Origin of the sequence: Amycolatopsis sp. cmx-4-83 (assembly GCF_046548815.1) — a bacterium.
Lineage (GTDB): Bacteria > Actinomycetota > Actinomycetes > Mycobacteriales > Pseudonocardiaceae > Amycolatopsis > Amycolatopsis pretoriensis_A.
Genome location: NZ_JAEBEF010000010.1, coordinates 265,831 through 281,826 on the forward strand (window position 1 = coordinate 265,831; position 15,996 = coordinate 281,826).

The following is a 15,996-nucleotide window of genomic DNA, read 5'->3' on the forward strand; positions in this document are numbered from 1 at the left end:
CTTTCTCCCTTCACATGGTGAGCATCAGGTAGATCCCGGGGAACGCGAGGAAGGTGATGAACGCCAGACCCAGCAGGGCGACGGGCATGTCCATCCGATCCGACCGGACCGACGAACCCGCCTTGCGCTCCGCCAGCTGCTGCTGGGCGAGCGACGTCGCCTTGGCGCGGAGGGTCTCGACGATGCTCGTGCCGTCCTGTCCGGCACTTGCCACGATCTGGCCGACGTCTTTGAGCGCCCGGACGCCGGTCTGGTCCGCAAGCTGGGTAAAGCCGTCCCAGGGCATCCGGCCGCGCAACACGGCTTCGTCGATGGCCAGCTTGATCCGGTGGAACACCCAGCCGTCGCCCAAGGTCACCGGATAGCGCAGAGCCTCGATCGGTCCGCGATCGCCGAGCCGTCCCAGCGCCACCAGCCGGCAGTATGCGGCCAGCGCGCCGGCGAACGCGGCTCGCGCGTGCTTGGCCTTGTTCTTCAGCAGCAGCACGGGCAGCTGCCAGCCGACCACAGCGCAGGCCAGTGAGGCCGCGGCCGGCAGGAAGATCGGCGGTGTCACCCCGGCCAGCGCCAGGAGCACGGTCAGGAGCGGAATCCACAACGCACCGGCAAGCAGGAATCCGAGGCGCTGCAGAACGAAAGCCTCCGGAGTTCGCCTGACGAGCGCGAGGTCGTCGAGGTCGTCGACCAGCTTGGCGTGCCTCGTCACCGACTCGAGCAGCCGGTGTGCGGGCCCGCCGACGACTGCGGTGGCCTCGCGTTCCTGCATCAGATCGGCCAACCTCGGCCGCGTCGGAGCGAAAGGCGCGATGACCAGCGTCACGCCGACGGCGGTGAGCGCAGCCAGGATGATCAGCAAGGCCTCGGTGGTCATGGCGTCTCCTTGCCCGAGCCGAGGAACCGGGGCGACGGCGGCTCGACGCCGAGTCGCCGCAACCACTCGACTGCCACCCCGACGACACCGAGGACCAGAGCGAGCACCACCTGCCCGCTGAAGGAGTCGTACACCGCGGTGTAGCTGTCGCTGCCGAAGACCGTGAAACTGACGAACATCACGGCCCACAGCCCGAGCAGGATCCGGGCCGCCGACCGCCGGCGAGCGCGTTCCGCTTCTGCCTCCCTGCGCGCGGCAACGTCAGCGGACAGCTGCTGCGCCAGCGTCACCAGCAGATCAGCGGTACCGGCTCCCTGCTGGTGGGCGACGCACAAACCCGCTGCCGCAGCATCACCGAGCTGGTCGTCGACATCCTCGGCGAACTGGAGCAGCGCGTCTGTGAAGTCCCACGTCCGAAGCCGTTGCGCCAGCGCCACCACCTCGGTGGCAATCGCGGGTGACACCTCGCCCGCGCTGTCCTGCAGAGCTCCGACGAGCCCCGCGTTGCCGGCGCGCAGGACGTCGGAGACACTTCGCAGCCAGTCTTCGAGCGCGTCCAGCCGTTCGATCTGCCGCGCGGCGAGCCTTCCGGTGCCGAACAGCCACGGCACGACGCCGGCCATCGCCGCGACGGCGATTCCCACGACCGGCCAGCCCGTCACCAGCCAGCCGATCGCTCCGGCACCACAGGCCATCGACCACCGCGCCACGCCTCGCCGGTTTCCCGTCCACCAGCGGCGTCGGCGGAAGACCGATCCATCGTCTCGGTCCTGACCGGCGATCCCGAGCGCGAGAGCGGTGAGCCCCAGCCCGAAGCAGGTGCCGGCGACCAGGAGGATGAGCTCGGTCATGGCTTGCTCCGATCGTGGGGCCAGTCGCCGTCACCGCCGCTGGTCAGCCAAGTTCGGTCAAAGCCACCGCGTTCGTAGTCCTCGATGTCGGTGGGCAGATTCCCCGTCGGCACCGAACGGCCGTCGGTGGCAGGCATGAACAGGTGGGTGCGAGCCGGCCGTCCGTACTCGCCCGGTTCGATCGAGACGACCTCGGCGACGCGGCGCTCGAGGTGACCCGGCCGTTGCGCCAAGTCGACGTGGACGATCAGGTCGATGGTGTTGGCGACGACTTCGTACGCGAACTCCGGCGTCCATCCCGCGCTGGTTTCCAGGCAGAGCAGCACCATCCGGTGGACGGCCTGGGCAGCGCTCCGAGCGTGCACCGTGGACAACGAGCCGGCGCCGCCGACTGCCAAGGCGTTGAGCATCGGGACGATCTCCCCGCCGCGGACTTCGCCGACCACCGTGCGGGCCGTGTGCATCCGCAGTGACTGCCAGACCAGCTTCGGCAGGTCGACCCCGCCGACCGGCTTGCCGTTCTCCCAGCGCTCCGTGTTGCCTTCACGCTCTTCGAACGCGACCACGGCGGGGAACCGGTCGCGATGGCGGTGCAAGCCGAGCTCGAACTCGGTCTCGAGCGTGGCGAACCGCTCCGTTGCCGGCACCTCCCAGCACAGTGCCCGCAGGAGCGTCGTCTTCCCCGCCTTCTGCCGGCCGCAGATCACGACGTTCTTCTCCGCCCGGATCGCCGCTCGCAAGAACGCGAGCTGGGCGGTCGAGAGCATGCCGCGCTGCCGCAAGACCTCCAGGCTGGCTGTGGGCAAGCGGTGACGCCGGATCGAGATGTGCGGCCGGTCCGTGACGCCGATCGCCGCTGCCAGCCGCTCGCCGCCGGGGAGTTCCATGTTGAGCAAGGGCCGTGACTCGTTGATCGTGTGCTCGGTCCGGCCCATCCGCGTGGCGATCCGCTGGAGCCATTGGACGACGGCCGCGTCGGTCAGCGCGATTCCGGCAGCCCGCTCCACGCGGCCGTCGTGGTAGGACAGCCACACCGGATCGCTGCCGATGATGTCGATGTTCTCGACGCCGTCGTCGGCGAGCAGCGCCTCGAGCCGACCGAGTCCGAACATCTCGGCCAGCGCCGAGGCCTTCACCTGACGTTCCTGCTCGAAGTCGAGGAACGGGCGCCCGGCCTTCGTCCAGTCCTTGATCACGGCCGCCAGAACGTCGTCGAGCAGGCTCGTCGCGATGGCGCGTTCGTCTTGCGGTTCGCCCATCGCGGCTCGCCGGGCCGCCTCCTGCTGCACGAGCGGAGCCATCCGCTGCTGCACCCGGCCGGCCAGCTCCTGGACTTCATCGGCCATGACGCACCTCCACCAGCGGCCTGCGCAGCCGGCTCGTCCGCTCCAGCGCCCGACGGCCGATCTCCCCGGCCACCCGGTGTGCGTCGCCCAGCAAGGCGGACGTCGCGAATCGCCGCCCTGGCCGGTGCAGCTCCGAGAACTGCGCCGCGGACGCCGGATCCCAGCTCAGGCCCCCGATGACCGGCATCTCGGCGCCCGCGAACTGCTTCGCGATCTCGCCGCGCGGAAACCGCTGGTGGGCACGCGGGTCGGGCTCGATGACGAGAACACAGAGACCGTCACCGACGACCCCGGTCTCGGCCCGGATGAGGTCCACGGCTTTCACCAGCGCCTGCAACGAGCCGCGGCAGTTGCGCACCACCACGACCACCAGGTCCGACGCGGCGACCACGGGTGCCGGCGCGGAACGGCTGCGCAGCCGGCCGCAGTCCGCGAGCACGTCCACGGTGCCCAGCTCCAGGAAAAGCGACGTCAGCCGTCGCCAGTCCAGACTGTCGGCCTCTAGCGGAGACGTGGCCCCCGGCAGCAGGTGGTGCCGGCCCGTGCCATCGGGCAGGACGAGCAGCTGGCCGGCCATCGCCCGGTGGATCGGCGTCGTGCGGGCCTGGAGCATCAGTTCGAAGACGCCGGGACGCCCGTGCCGGCCGTCCGGGTCGAAGACGGCGAGGGCACGCCCGCCGGTGGGGTCGCACTCGGCGACCACGGCGTGCCGCGGCCAGCACCACGTCAGCGCGAGGGCGGCCGTCGACAAACCCGGGCTGCCGGTCAGTGACACGAACGAGATCAGCACGTCGGTCACCGGCCCTTCGGCAGGACGACGATGGCGATCTCGCCGGCCGAGGCCTTCGAGGCCAGTTGCGCTCCAGCGGCATCCGGGACGACCACATCGACGACCTGCGCGGAGGTCGCGTCCCGCTCGCCGACCCGGATCACCGCGCCTCGGATCGGCGGCCACGCCTCCGCCGTGGCACCCGGCTGGCCGGCAGCGACGAGGAGCACGGGCTGGCGGGGCTCGAGCCGTGCGGCCGGCGCCTGGCCGGCCTTCACCGGAACACCGACGAGTGCCTGCCCGGCCGCCGGCACCGCGATCGAGTCCACGACGGCATCCGGTGTGACGATGGCGCCGACCAGGAGATCGGTCGGCGAGACCCGGCCGATGAGACCGGACCGCTCGGCCCACGGCAGCGCGCGGACGCCGGGGTCGGTCCGTACCTGGATCTCGCGGAGTGCGTCGGCCGTGATGACTTCGCCGAACCGGACCGGGCGGGCCACGCCGATGGCGGACATCGCGTCATCGGTCGCGCGGAAGACCCAGACCACTCCGGTCGCCGACACGGCCGAGAGCACCAAGCCGAGGAGCACGAGGAGCTTCGACCGGCGACGTCGCGGTGGCCGAAGCGCCACCGGGGCCGGCGGTGGAGCATCGGGAACCGGGTGCAGCGTGGTCATCGCGCGCCCCCGGTGTTCAGCGTCCGGATCTCGCGGACCGCCAGCCGCGCGGACGACGTCAACGCCAGCGTCTTGAACGCGCTCTGTCCTCCCCCGGACCAGCGGATTTCCCAGCGGCTTGTCGCGTCGACCGCGGCGGTGCCGCCCGGAACGAGGTCTCGGTAGCTGTGCCCGCAGCTCGGCGACGGCCGGCCTGCTCGGTCGTCGGTGAACGCGGTACCCGGCCCGGCGCACCGGACCGTCGCGCCGTCACCCATCGACCAGTCGATCCCGCCCAGCGTCGCCGTGGCGGTGACCGTGATCGGGCCGGCGCTCGCCGTCCGCGTCACCGGTCCTGTCGTCTCTTCGCGGCGCTCCGTCCACATCCAAACCGGGAACCCGATCGTCGCGCCGCGGGGCGAGGAGGCGGGCGGAGCCAGCCGGATGTCCGGCGCGGACAGCCCCATCTCCGCAATGGCCTGCTCGGCCAGCTCGGCCGGTGACAACTGCGGGACGGCCACTGGCTGCCCGTTCGGCGTGAACACCACTCGTGGCCACCCCTGCAACGCACCGCCGCCTTGGCAGATCATCAGCCTCAACGAGCCCTGAGCCGGGGAGTGCCCGCCCCAGAGCGGGTCGCCCGCGGGTGGTGGTGTCCACGGGTGGTCCGCGCACGGATATCGCGGACGCTGTGCGTTCTGGCCAGCTGATTGCTCCGCTGGGCCGCGTCGGGCCTGCGGAGCACCGGCAGGTCCGCCGGGCCGCCCCGGGTCGGCGGCCGCCACCCAGCACATCCCGCGTGTCCCGGCCGACTTGCACCCGCCGGGCGCGGTCTGGCCGTACGCCGGTGCGGACACCGTCACCGCGACCAGACCGGCGGCGACCAGGCAGCTGCTTTTCAACATGGCTTCTCCAGACGTGGTTGGACTTGCTGCACCAGCCAGCGGTCGGGCTCCGGGTAGCGGACGACCTGGGCTTCGAACTCGTAGCGGCGCGGCTGATCCGGGTGGTCGAGGTTGCGGCCGTGCTCCCCGGGCTTGTCGCTCAGCAGGTGCTCGCCGGTGGCGTCGAGGCAGTCGGTGACGACCACGCGCTGCGGCCGAGCGACGGAAACGGACGTCACCTTCGGAGAGCGTCCGTACCGGCCTTCGGTGTGGGCCGGCACGGACGCGAGGTTTTCGACCTCGTCGAGGTAATCGGTCAGCGCCGGATCGGCCATCGCCTTCGCGAGTTCGGGACGCCAGTCCTTTTCGCGCGGTGCGTGGCCGGCTTGCTCGCTGATCTGCCAGTAGAGCTCGTACGCGGCGAGCGCCGCGTCTGCCGCTTCCGTTTCCGGTCGAACGGGTTTCGAGCTGGTGGGAAGTGACACCGGCGGCGACGGCTCGGTACCCACTGGAGTGCCCGGATCACCGGAGCATCCCGTCGGGACGACGGAGAGCAGCAGCAGAGCTGTGACCGGGAAACGAGTTTCAGTCATGGTGTTCCGACCTTCCTGGCGCGACTTCGACTTCGCCATCAAACCGGCGTCACGCCGGCCCGTAGTACCCCGGGTCGCACGCCACGCCGCCGTTCCACCAAGCGCCGATCACACGCCAGCGGATCACCGGCTGGAGGTTCGTGATTCCCGGCCCGACGCAGTAGTGGTACAGGTTGAAGAAGACGTCCTGAACGTCCAGCATCACGGTCGATCCGGAACCGTTGTCGCAATGGGCGTATTCACCGCCGCCGACGTACCCACAACCGGCGACCTCGGCTTTCTCCGGCAACGTTCGCGCGGACGCGTTCACCACTATTGAGCAACCGAACGAAAAGACAATCGCAGCGACTACGAAGACGCGCTGAAGGATCGACGAAACCGACATGTTGACCTCCCCAACAATAGTCACAATGCGCTACCAGAACACCGTGGCAGGCGTCACCCGTATGGCGACACAGACGGGTTAGTGATCACCGGCAGTGCTCGGTGTTCAACCTCATGGACGATCTTGCTCGCGGCATCCCGCGACTTGCCCGACTCGAAGCTCCGGCGGCGTTATCCTCGCTGCCGAGGGGTACGTATCCGTCGCTCGGTTCTTCCATCCCAGGATCACCCGGCGCGACAGTGATTACAGGGGGTTTCTGTTTCATGTACGGGAAACAAGAAACACGGAGGACGGAGGTCGAAAGACGAAAGACCTTCGCAACCGAGCTTCGGGACGTGCGAATTGCCCGCGGTCTGTCACTCGCGGAACTGGCCGCTCGTACGCACTACAGCCGCGCCCATCTCGCGAACGTCGAACACGGCCGTCGCACTGCCACCACGGAGCTCGCTGAGGCCTGCGACAACGCGCTCGAGGCCAGCGGTGAACTGCTCGCGCTGATTCCACGTCCGCGCCAGGGCGATTCGGAGCCGGCGGCCCGTCCCGCACAGCTTCCGGCAGCTCCAGGCCGGTTCGTCGGACGAAGCGCCCAGCTCTCGGCCATCGACGAGGTCGCAACGCAAACCGACAGGCTGTCGATCGTCACCGTGCACGGCCCTCCCGGGGTCGGGAAGACGACGCTCGCCCTGCACTGGGCACACCGTGCTATCGGCGAATTCCCCGATGGCCAGCTGTTCGCGGATCTTCGAGGCCACTCGGCGAACCAAGCACCGGCAAGTCCGTCCGAAATTCTCGAAGACTTCCTGATTTCACTGGGACTGACTCCCGCGGACGTTCCGTCGAGCGAGGAAAAACGGTCCGCGTTGTTTCGCACGATGACGCACAACCGCCGCTTCCTGATCGTTCTCGACAACGCCGTCTCCTCGGACCAAGTCCGCCCGCTGCTTCCCGGCACGGTCGGCAGCACGGTGTTGCTGACGAGCCGGGTCATGCTCACCGGACTCGCCGTGCGCGCGGGCGCGGCACAGCTGGCCCTCGCGCCCTTCGGCCCCGAGGATTCACTGCGTTTCCTGCGCGAAGTCGTCGGCTCGCGGGTCGACGACGAACCCGAGGCCGCCCGAGCCGTCCTCGACCGCTGCGGTCACCTGCCGCTCGCCGTCGCCGTCGCGGCGGAACGGATCGCCGCCCACCCGATCCGGCTTTCCGAGCTCGCCGAGGACCTCGCTGAAGAACGCCAACGCCTCGCTGCCCTGGCGTCCGACGAAGATGCCGACGTCCGTGCCGTCTTCTCGTGGTCGTACCGGGCCCTGCCGACGGCAGCGGCACGGATGTTCCGGCTGCTCGGCCTGCATCCCGGCAAGAAGATCAGCGTCGCGGCGGCCGCGGTACTCGCCGACGTCCGGTCTGCCGAGGCGTTGCACCTCCTGCACACCCTGGCGAGGTGCCACTTGGTCGAGGAAGCCGGCCGAGACCGCTTCTGGCTGCACGACCTCCTGCGGGTTTACGCATCGGAGCAAGCACTCGCTCTCGACGCACCCCAAGACATCCAGCTGGCTCAAGTCCGTGAGCTGTCGTGGTACCTCAACACCGCGGCCGCGGCGGGGTGCGCTCTCGAGCCGTTCCGGCCGTCGGTCACCAACGTCCCGGTGCTCGACTACGCCGACGCCTTCGCCTGGTGTGAGCAGGAACTGGCCAGCTTTCCCCCGGTGGTCGGGCTCGCTCTCAAGATCGGGCAGCCGGAACTGGCGTGCCGGATCTCGCAAGCGTTGTTCTCGTACTTCCACCTCCGCAAGCCTTGGACGATCTGGGATCAGACCTACCACCTCGGCTTGGAAGCCGCCACCAAGCTCGGTGATCGCGGTGTTCAGGCAGACCTGCTGACCGGCCTCGGTCTCGTCGAGCTCGGCTTGGGGAACGCCGAAAGCGGCCGGGAAGCGTTCCAGCGAGGCTTGGAGTTGCTTGAGGACGAAGATGAACCGACCAGGTCGGCGTGGTGCCACATAGGCCTCGGACTCGCGCACGCGGACATGGAGGACATCAGCTCGGCCAGGATCGCGCTCGAGCGAGGCATGGTGATCCACCGCGATCAGCACGACCAGCACGCCGAATCGGTGGCGCTGGTCCATCTAGCCGATCTCTGCCGGGAGGAGAAGCACACCGAGGACGCCCTGCGGTACGCCGGCCGGGCCTTGGTTCTCTGCCGGTCCATCGACGACAAGCACGGCGAAGGGCTTTCGCTGTACCAGATGGGGATGACGTACCTCGCGGCGGACCTACTCGACGATGCGCTGACCCGTCTGGAAGAAGCGTTGTCAGTTCAACGAGCCGCGCACGACGACAAAGGCCAAGCTGACACCCTGTGGGCACTCGCACGAACGTCGATCGCTCGCGGGGACGACACCGTGGCGCGCTCTCGGCTCGAGGAGGCAGCGAACATCTTCGAACGACGAGGTGACCCCGCAGAAGCTGCCGTGCGCGCTGGTATTGCCAATCTCGACGATGGGGGCACGAGTTGACTTCGGACGTCTTTTCCGAACTGGACCTCGACGGCGCGGTGCTCACCGGCACCGGCGCGACGGCCTTCGCCGCGGCGGACTTCGGTGGCATCGTCAACCAGCCGCCGCTCGCGGTCCTCCGAGCCGGGTCGATAGCCGACATCACGACCACCTTGCCCATCGCAGCCACCAACGGCATTCCCGTCGTCTCCCGCGGACGCGGTCACACCAGCCTCGGACAGGCTCAGGTGCGCGACGGCCTGGTCGTCGACCTGACCGCCTTGGACGAGGTGCACGAAATCACCGGCGACCGGGTGACCGTCGACGCCGGCACGACCTGGAACTCACTTCTCGCCCGCACGCTTCAGCACGGGTTGACTCCCCGGGTTCTCACCGATTACCTGGGAACGTCCGTGGGTGGCACGCTGTCGGTCGGCGGGATCGGCGGCACCAGCCACCGTTACGGCGTCCAGACGGACAACGTGCTTTCCCTCGATGTCGTCACGGCTGACGGGCTGCTTCGCCACTGCTCCCCCGCCGAGCTGCCCGACCTCTTCTACGGCGTGCTCGGCGGTTTCGGTCAGTGCGGCATCATCGTGCGCGCCACGGTGCCCCTGATGACGGCGCCGGAGCGGGTGCGGCGCGTCAAGGTCTACTACCCCACCGTCGAGAAGCTCATCGCCGGCCAGCGCAGCCTGCTGGCCGACGGCCGGTTCGACTTCCTGCAGGGAGAAATCCTGCCGGCCGACGACTGGGTCTACATGCTGGACGTCGCCTCGTACTACACGTCACCCCACGAGCCCGACATGGACCGGCTCCTTCTGAAGACTGGGTTCGAAGCCTCTCGCGACAAGGTCGAGGACCTGAGCTACTGGGAGTTCGCCACGCGCCTCGACGAGACCGTGACGTACCTCGAGGGCACCGGTGAATGGCACGCGCCGCACCCCTGGCCCAACTTGCTCCTGCCCGATGCGGAGATCGATTCCTTCGCTGACGAAATCCTCGACGGCCTCCAGCGCACCGACCTGGGTGCGTCCGGGTTGATCCTGATCTACCCAATGACCACCGAAGCCTTTGGCACTCCCCTGTTCCGGCTCCCCGAGGCGAGCACGGTTTACCTCGTCGCCGGTCTTCGCTTCGCCACCGAAGCGACGGCCGAAGACATGGTCGCCGGCAACCGGCGCTGGTACGACTCCGCCGTCAGCCGGGGCGGAACGAGCTATCCCACCGGAGCCATCCCGTTCACCAGCGCCGACTGGACCCGGCACCTTGGTGCGGCCAAGGTGACGCTCGCCGCCGCGAAGCAGCTGTACGACCCGCAGAACCTGTTTCCAAGGCGCTTCGCCTGACCCGGTCGGCTCACCACTGGGCCAGGGTTCCGCACACCAACGCGACCGCGACCATGGGCGGCCCCATCGGCACCTGGCCGGCGCGGAACGAATACCGGCGCAGAACCACACCGATGACCCCGGCGGAAGCCGTCAGCACGTAGGTCGCGATGAGCCCGCCCAGCACCCAGTTCCACCCGAGCCAGCCGAGCAGGACGCCGACGCTCGGTGCGAGCTTGACGTCACCGGGGCCGGGTTGACCGGTGAGCAGGTAGGAGGTCAGCAGGAGCAAACCCCAGACGCCCCCTGCGGCGAGGGCACGACCACCTCTCCCGACGTCGGCGCCGGCGATCGCGGCAACGATCGAGCAGATCACCGTGGCACCGCACAGTGGCAGGCTGAGGCTGTCCGGGATCCGGTGCTCAGCGGCGTCCACCGCGGCGGCCGGGATCCCCAGCAGGACGAACGCCGCCCCGACGGCGACGACCGCGGGCGACCAGAGCGCCACCGCTGCTCCGGATACCGCCGCGGCGGCGATCGCCTCGACGACGTACTGGTGTGGCAGAGGCACAACCGCGGCCCGGCGGATGAGACGGGCGATCAGCGGGCCAGCAGCTACGGCTAGCACCAGACCCGAGAAGAGCCGAACGCTCACCTCCACCGCGATTTCACCTCCCGACCAGGAATGCAAGTCGATCATGACAGATTCGACCGGGACCGAGCTGGTCTTCGCGAGAAGATCGCCTTTCCGGGGTGCGAACATACCGGCGCGTCCAGACGAGTGAGATCGACAAAACTCCTGGTGGCAGGCTCGGGAATTGCTTCACAATCGACGGTGACCAAGAAGGCCGAGGTCGATTTCGTCGTCGAGAAGGTGCCGAGTGCCGACATCGAAACCGTTGAACGCACCATCGAGCTCGGCGATGAGGCCCGGGACCGACTTGGCCTGCTTCCCCGCGCGGCCTACTTCGACGCGGCCTCGAAGGACTGCCTCCTTGCTGCTCGCCACCTGGTCACCGGCAAGATCGCCGGCTACGTGCTCTTCCGGTTGCCGCGCGACGAGGTGGTCTTGACCCACGTCTGCGTCGATCCCCGATATCACCGGTCGGGTATCGCCGCATTGCTGGTGGACGAGGTCGGCCGTCGCCACAAGCGGCGTCAAGGCATCCGCGCCAAATGCCGGGACGACTACCCGAACATCGCCCGGGTGTGGTCGGCACTCGGTTTCGCTCCGCGTGCCCGCGCAATCGGTCGCGGACGCGACGCCGCGCCGATGACCGTGTGGTGGCGCGATCACGGCCACCCGAACCTGTTCACCCCGCCGCTGGACGAGCCCGCCGTCGTGGCCGCTGCCATCGACACCAATGTGCTGATCGATTTGCACCTCCAGCCCGACTCGAGGCGGGCAGACCGCTCGCGGGTACTGCAGGCTCCGGACCTCGTGGGCCGGATCGAGCTGGTCGTGCCGTTCGGACTCGAGCGCGACCTCACCGGTGAGGCTGACGGTCACCGAGATCGCCTGCTGAACGCCGCCGATCAGTATCGGCGGCCACGCAGCCGCCCTGGGCGTTCCCAGGAGCTCTTCGACGTCATAGCGGGCGCGATCACCCCGCACGTCCCCGGGTATCCGATCACCAAGCAGGACTTCGGCGACCTTTGGCAGCTGGCAGAAGCGGCCGCTTCCGGGATCAAGGTCTTCCTGACTTGGGACGAGCGACTTCGCACCGAGATCGCCCCGCACCTGCTGCACGTCAAGGACTGCCCCGCGGTCTCCCAGCTGCGCGTCCTCGATCCGGACCGGTTGATCATCCACCTCGACGAGCTCGCCCACGCGGTCGCGTACCAGCCGGTTGCCTTGGAAGGCAGCGACTTCAGGGCAGGGAAAGCCTCGGCGACGGACAAGACCGACCTCATGCGGTTCCTCGACGAAAGGCGGGGTGAAAAGCGATCGGAGCTGCGTGCCTGTCTCGGCAAGCTCGCCCGAGAGCAGCAAGATCATCTGATTGTGCGGGACCCGGAAGGTGAGCCGGTCGCTTGCTACGCCTTGGTGTGCGAGGGCGAGGTTTTGCGAGTACCCCTGCTCCGCCTCGCCGACCACGCCATCGCCGGCACCTTGGGACGCCAGCTGCTTTGGCGGCTACGCAAGGAAGCGCTCGAGCGCGGGGCGCGCGTGGTGGAGGTCGACGACCCGTACCTTTCCCCGCTGGTGGACCGGATCGCCGGCTTCGAGTCCTACCAGCAGGTCGAACGTAAGTGGTACGCCTTCGTCGTCGCCTCGCTGGGCCCAGGAACCCAGGTGACGGCCGCTGCGACGCACACGTACAAGCTCGTCGGACTCCCGGCGGCGCCGCTGATCGCGCCGGGGCTCGATCCGTCGGCCGCGGCTTACTACGAGCGCGCGTGGTGGCCCGCCAAGATCACCGACAGCGGCTTGCCCTGCTTCGCGGTGGCCATCAAGCCGACGTGGAGCGCAGGGCTTTTCGGCCGTCCTGAAACCCTGCTGTCACGCCGCGCGGACGTCGCACTCGGCCGCGAGCAGGTCTACTACCGGAGCGGCCGGAACAGCGCGGTGAAACAGCCTGGTCGCATCCTCTGGTACATGAGCGGCAGTTCGGTGACCGGACCAGGGCGGTTCATCGGCACCTCACTGGTGGACCACATCGAGACCGGGAGACCCGACCAATTGTTTTCGACCTACGGCCACTACGGCGTCTTCGGCCTCGCGGACCTCCAGGAGGTCGCCCGGGGCGGCCAGGCCCAGGCGTTGAGGCTGTCGGACACCGAACTCTTCCCGGTCGACATCCCCTGGGCCGCTTACCTCCGGCTTCGAGAGGAGATCGGCGGCCCGAAGACGGTCCAGTCGCCGGTCAAGATTTCCCCTGAATTGTTCGCCGCGATCTACGCTCGCGGCAATCGGCACCGGCCGACGAGCGCTTCTGAGCACACTGGAGGCGGCGCCACGCCAGCCGGGTCCTACGGTTTTGTCGGTCTCCGGGATTAGGCTCTCCAGCCGTGACCCTCGGTACGACAAGACGTTCAGACGCGGCTGCAGCCACCAGGGCCGTCTTGCTGTCCCTGCGACCCAGGTTCGCCGAAGCGATCTTGGACGGCTCGAAGACCGTCGAGTTGAGGCGCACACGCTTGCTCGCGCGTCCCGGCACTCCACTCGTTCTGTACGCCAGCGCTCCCATCATGGCTGTCGTCGGAGTCGCCACACTGACCGCCGTCGAAACCGCCCCACCTGACACCATCTGGCGGCGACACCGCCGGCGGGTCGGACTTGGCCGGTCCGAATATGACCAGTACTTCGACGGCGCCGAGGCAGCCACCGCACTGACCATCGGTACTCCTCTGCGGCTCGACACGCCCCACGGGCTGGCCGCGTTGCGGGCCGAGACCGGGTTCCGCCCCCCGCAGAGCTACCGGTACTTGTCTCCGCTTGATCCCGAAGCCCTGCACGCAGCCGTCGGGCAGCTCAGCTGAACAGCTGCAGACCTCGCGCCGAGGAACCGGCAACGGTCTGAGAATCATGCACTGTGGAGTCTGCGCCTCGACCGCCCGGCACACCGTCCGGGGTGCCGACGACGTCTTCATCCAGGACGTGGAGTTCGAAGCGCGTGGAGTCGTAGCCGCCGGCTTCCCACGCGACGTCGCTGTCGCCGACTCGCCACTCGCGGCCGGATGCTCGTTCCTTCAGCAACCACGCCACGACGACCTCCCGGCTCAGCGACCACGACCTCGGCGAGGCGACCCTACCAAACCGTAGAACGTGCGTTCGACTGACCCGCGCCGTAGCATCTGGTTGCGTGGCGACGGAACCCAACGAGCAAGAGCTGACGCGATGGAAGATCCACGGCGAGCGGGTCGTCGACGAAACGCGCCGCCTGCGCTTGAGCATCGCCTCGGTCGAGCTGCCTGACGGCGTGAAGTTCGAGCAGTACGTGCTCCGCATCCCCAAGGCGGCGATGATGGCGGTCCTCGACGACCAGGACCGCGTGCTCATGATGTGGCGGCACCGGTTCATCATCGACCGGTGGGTCTGGGAGCTGCCAGGTGGCTACGTCGAGCCCGGTGAGGATCCTGTCGTGACCGCCGCCCGGGAAGTCGAGGAAGAGACCGGCTGGCGCCCAGTGGATGTCGAGCCGCTCGGCTCGATGCAGCCCACCGTCGGCAGCGCCGATGCCGAGAACCTGCTGTTCGTCGCCCGGGGAGCGGAGTACATCGGCGAGCCCGAAGACATCAACGAGGCCGAGCGGGTCGCTTGGATCCCGCTCGACACGGTGCACGACCGCATCACCAAGGGTGAGATCGTCGGCGCGGCATCGCAGGTCGCGCTGCTCCACGTCCTCGCGTTCTACCGCTGAGCCGGGGTGGGCACGCCGACCGCGTCCATCTGCGCGTAGAGACCACGTACGCGGTCATCGGTGCGGTGCGGACCGAGCCGGCGACCTACGTCGGCGAGGTAGGCGCCCCCTCGGACAGATCGGACGTGCCCGCTCATCCGCACCGCTGCCGCACCCTCCGCGCACGCTTCCTCGACGCGCCCCTGATCGGCCAGCGTGGAGGCGAGCAGCGCGGTGTTGAACAGCCGCCCTCGCTCGTACCCGTCGGTCATCGCCAGCGATCGGCGGGCGAACTGCTCGGCTTCGGTCGCATGTCCGAGGTTCAAGAAGACGTGAGCGAACTTCGCGGACAAGTACGCGCTGTCGAAGTAGTTGAGCCACGTCGGCCCGATCCCGGGTGAGAAGCGTTCGAACGCGCGTTCAGCTTCCCGCAGCGCCGCGAAGCACGCCGACGAGTTTCGCTGCAGCGCATGGCCGTGAGCTTCGAGCACCGCGGCCTCGGCCTGCAGTGCGGCCAAGCCGGACCTTTTCGACGTGCGTCTTGCGGCCAGCGCCATGTCGACGGCGACTTCAGGAGCACCGTTGAAGGCGGCGTGGTGGCTCATGGCCGCCAGCATTTCGGCCTCGAGCGCGTCGTCGCCCGCATCCTGCGACAGCTTCAGCGCGTCGCGCAAACGCCGTTGCCCTTCCGCGGCATTGCCGACGTCGAAGGCGATCCAGCCGGCGACCTGGTGCAGCTCGGCGGCCGCGGCGAGGAGTTCGTCGCGCGCCGCCGCTTTCCCTGCAGCGTCCTTCAGCATCGGCGTGACGGTCGACGTCAGGTAGTTGGTGATGGTCGTCGTCGCGCGGCTGTGCCCACCTCCGAAGCGGTTGTCCAGACGCCGGAACGTCGCCGTCATGTCGCGCACGATCTCGACATCGGTGCTGCGCGGCTTCGGGCGGCCACCCGCGACGGCGGGACCGCGCCGAGCAACGAAGCGCCGATCGCCGTCGCGCTGACACCTGCGGTCTTGAGGAACTGTCGCCTGTGCACGCGTTCGAGGCTAAGGTCGCTGCCCCGCCCGGCCAATTCCCCGGACGGATGGGAAACGCTGAACCAAAGCAAGCCCGGCGGTACGCGCAGGGCTTTCGCCCAGCGTTCGAGCTTCACCAGATCGCTCGGCGGGCGGGAGCCCGGCATCTCCAGGCGGCTGACTTGCGCTTGGGTCAAGCCGAGCCAGCGGCCGAGCACCGCTTGCGACAGGCGCGGGCTGGCTTCCTTGCGGTAAGCAGCGAACAGGCAGCCGAAATGACGTGATTCCAGCGCCGCCTGAATGCTTTTCGTCACCCAGAATTCGTCCGGCTGGACCGGCGCTTCGTTCGTGATCAGCAGACGGAGGCAGGAGCCGCAGTGGTTGCTCACGCGGTCGCAAGCCATACGCGCACCGCACTTCTCGCACCTTCTGACGGACTTCTGCACGTCCGCTCACCTCCCA

17 protein-coding genes are annotated in these 15,996 nt (G+C 68.6%); 5 read left to right on the top strand and 12 right to left on the bottom strand.

Annotation, left to right across the window (positions count from 1 at the left end; translation table 11 throughout):
* Nucleotides 1-10: 10 nt before the first annotated feature.
* The 8 genes from ACLJQM_RS30730 to ACLJQM_RS30765 are packed head-to-tail and all read right to left on the bottom strand — an operon-like array spanning nt 11 to nt 6,358.
* Nucleotides 11-871 carry a type II secretion system protein gene (locus tag ACLJQM_RS30730; protein WP_410633800.1) on the bottom strand — a complete coding sequence of 287 codons (861 nt, stop codon included), beginning with the start codon at nt 869-871 and terminating at the stop codon, nt 11-13.
* Complete coding sequence (locus ACLJQM_RS30735; RefSeq protein ID WP_410633801.1) at nt 868-1,722, bottom strand: type II secretion system F family protein; 855 nt, start codon at nt 1,720-1,722, stop codon at nt 868-870. Before ACLJQM_RS30735 ends, ACLJQM_RS30730 begins: the two co-directional genes overlap by 4 nt.
* A complete protein-coding gene (locus ACLJQM_RS30740; RefSeq protein ID WP_410633803.1) occupies nt 1,719-3,068 on the bottom strand; it encodes a CpaF family protein in 1,350 nt (449 codons plus the stop codon). The genes ACLJQM_RS30735 and ACLJQM_RS30740 overlap by 4 nt, the downstream gene beginning before the upstream one ends.
* A complete protein-coding gene (locus ACLJQM_RS30745; protein WP_410633804.1) occupies nt 3,058-3,867 on the bottom strand; it encodes a MinD/ParA family protein in 810 nt (269 codons plus the stop codon). The genes ACLJQM_RS30740 and ACLJQM_RS30745 overlap by 11 nt, the downstream gene beginning before the upstream one ends.
* Nucleotides 3,864-4,517, bottom strand: a complete 654-nt coding sequence (locus ACLJQM_RS30750; protein ID WP_410633806.1) for a flagellar biosynthesis protein FlgA — start codon at nt 4,515-4,517, stop codon at nt 3,864-3,866. Before ACLJQM_RS30750 ends, ACLJQM_RS30745 begins: the two co-directional genes overlap by 4 nt.
* On the bottom strand, nt 4,514-5,401 hold the full coding sequence (locus ACLJQM_RS30755) for a hypothetical protein (protein WP_410633808.1): 888 nt from the start codon (nt 5,399-5,401) through the stop codon (nt 4,514-4,516). The genes ACLJQM_RS30750 and ACLJQM_RS30755 overlap by 4 nt, the downstream gene beginning before the upstream one ends.
* Complete coding sequence (locus ACLJQM_RS30760; protein ID WP_410633809.1) at nt 5,395-6,012, bottom strand: hypothetical protein; 618 nt, start codon at nt 6,010-6,012, stop codon at nt 5,395-5,397. Before ACLJQM_RS30760 ends, ACLJQM_RS30755 begins: the two co-directional genes overlap by 7 nt.
* Nucleotides 6,013-6,022: 10 nt before the next feature.
* Nucleotides 6,023-6,358 carry a DUF6355 family natural product biosynthesis protein gene (locus ACLJQM_RS30765; protein WP_410633810.1) on the bottom strand — a complete coding sequence of 112 codons (336 nt, stop codon included), beginning with the start codon at nt 6,356-6,358 and terminating at the stop codon, nt 6,023-6,025.
* Nucleotides 6,359-6,621: 263 nt separating this feature from the next.
* Here ACLJQM_RS30765 and ACLJQM_RS30770 point away from each other — a divergent pair, with 263 nt between their 5' ends.
* Together ACLJQM_RS30770 and ACLJQM_RS30775 are read left to right on the top strand one after the other, a co-directional pair.
* Nucleotides 6,622-8,871, top strand: a complete 2,250-nt coding sequence (locus tag ACLJQM_RS30770) for an ATP-binding protein (RefSeq protein ID WP_410633811.1) — start codon at nt 6,622-6,624, stop codon at nt 8,869-8,871.
* A complete protein-coding gene (locus ACLJQM_RS30775) occupies nt 8,868-10,199 on the top strand; it encodes an FAD-binding protein (RefSeq protein ID WP_410633812.1) in 1,332 nt (443 codons plus the stop codon). Before ACLJQM_RS30770 ends, ACLJQM_RS30775 begins: the two co-directional genes overlap by 4 nt.
* Before the next feature lie 10 nt (nt 10,200-10,209).
* On the opposite strand, the gene ACLJQM_RS30780 is transcribed toward ACLJQM_RS30775, so the two are convergent.
* Entirely contained in the window at nt 10,210-10,941 is a 732-nt protein-coding gene (locus tag ACLJQM_RS30780; RefSeq protein WP_410633813.1) for a prepilin peptidase, read from the bottom strand.
* Between the two features lie 72 nt (nt 10,942-11,013).
* Here ACLJQM_RS30780 and ACLJQM_RS30785 point away from each other — a divergent pair, with 72 nt between their 5' ends.
* Together ACLJQM_RS30785 and ACLJQM_RS30790 are read left to right on the top strand one after the other, a co-directional pair.
* Entirely contained in the window at nt 11,014-13,179 is a 2,166-nt protein-coding gene (locus ACLJQM_RS30785; RefSeq protein ID WP_410633815.1) for a GNAT family N-acetyltransferase, read from the top strand.
* A 191-nt stretch (nt 13,180-13,370) separates the two neighbouring features.
* Entirely contained in the window at nt 13,371-13,661 is a 291-nt protein-coding gene (locus tag ACLJQM_RS30790) for a hypothetical protein (protein WP_410633816.1), read from the top strand.
* Here ACLJQM_RS30790 and ACLJQM_RS30795 read toward each other — a convergent pair.
* Nucleotides 13,654-13,887 (bottom strand): hypothetical protein, encoded by a 234-nt coding sequence (locus ACLJQM_RS30795; RefSeq protein ID WP_410633817.1) that lies wholly within the window; start codon nt 13,885-13,887, stop codon nt 13,654-13,656. The genes ACLJQM_RS30790 and ACLJQM_RS30795 overlap by 8 nt on opposite strands.
* Nucleotides 13,888-13,984: 97 nt before the next feature.
* Here ACLJQM_RS30795 and ACLJQM_RS30800 point away from each other — a divergent pair, with 97 nt between their 5' ends.
* Nucleotides 13,985-14,542, top strand: coding sequence for an NUDIX hydrolase (locus ACLJQM_RS30800; protein WP_410633818.1), 558 nt, complete (start codon nt 13,985-13,987; stop codon nt 14,540-14,542).
* Here ACLJQM_RS30800 and ACLJQM_RS30805 read toward each other — a convergent pair.
* Both ACLJQM_RS30805 and ACLJQM_RS30810 read right to left on the bottom strand, forming a co-directional pair.
* On the bottom strand, nt 14,533-15,420 hold the full coding sequence (locus ACLJQM_RS30805) for an XRE family transcriptional regulator (protein ID WP_410633819.1): 888 nt from the start codon (nt 15,418-15,420) through the stop codon (nt 14,533-14,535). The two genes, ACLJQM_RS30800 and ACLJQM_RS30805, sit on opposite strands and share 10 nt — an antisense overlap.
* On the bottom strand, nt 15,417-15,980 hold the full coding sequence (locus ACLJQM_RS30810) for a helix-turn-helix domain-containing protein (RefSeq protein ID WP_410633821.1): 564 nt from the start codon (nt 15,978-15,980) through the stop codon (nt 15,417-15,419). The genes ACLJQM_RS30805 and ACLJQM_RS30810 overlap by 4 nt, the downstream gene beginning before the upstream one ends.
* Nucleotides 15,981-15,996: the final 16 nt, after the last annotated feature.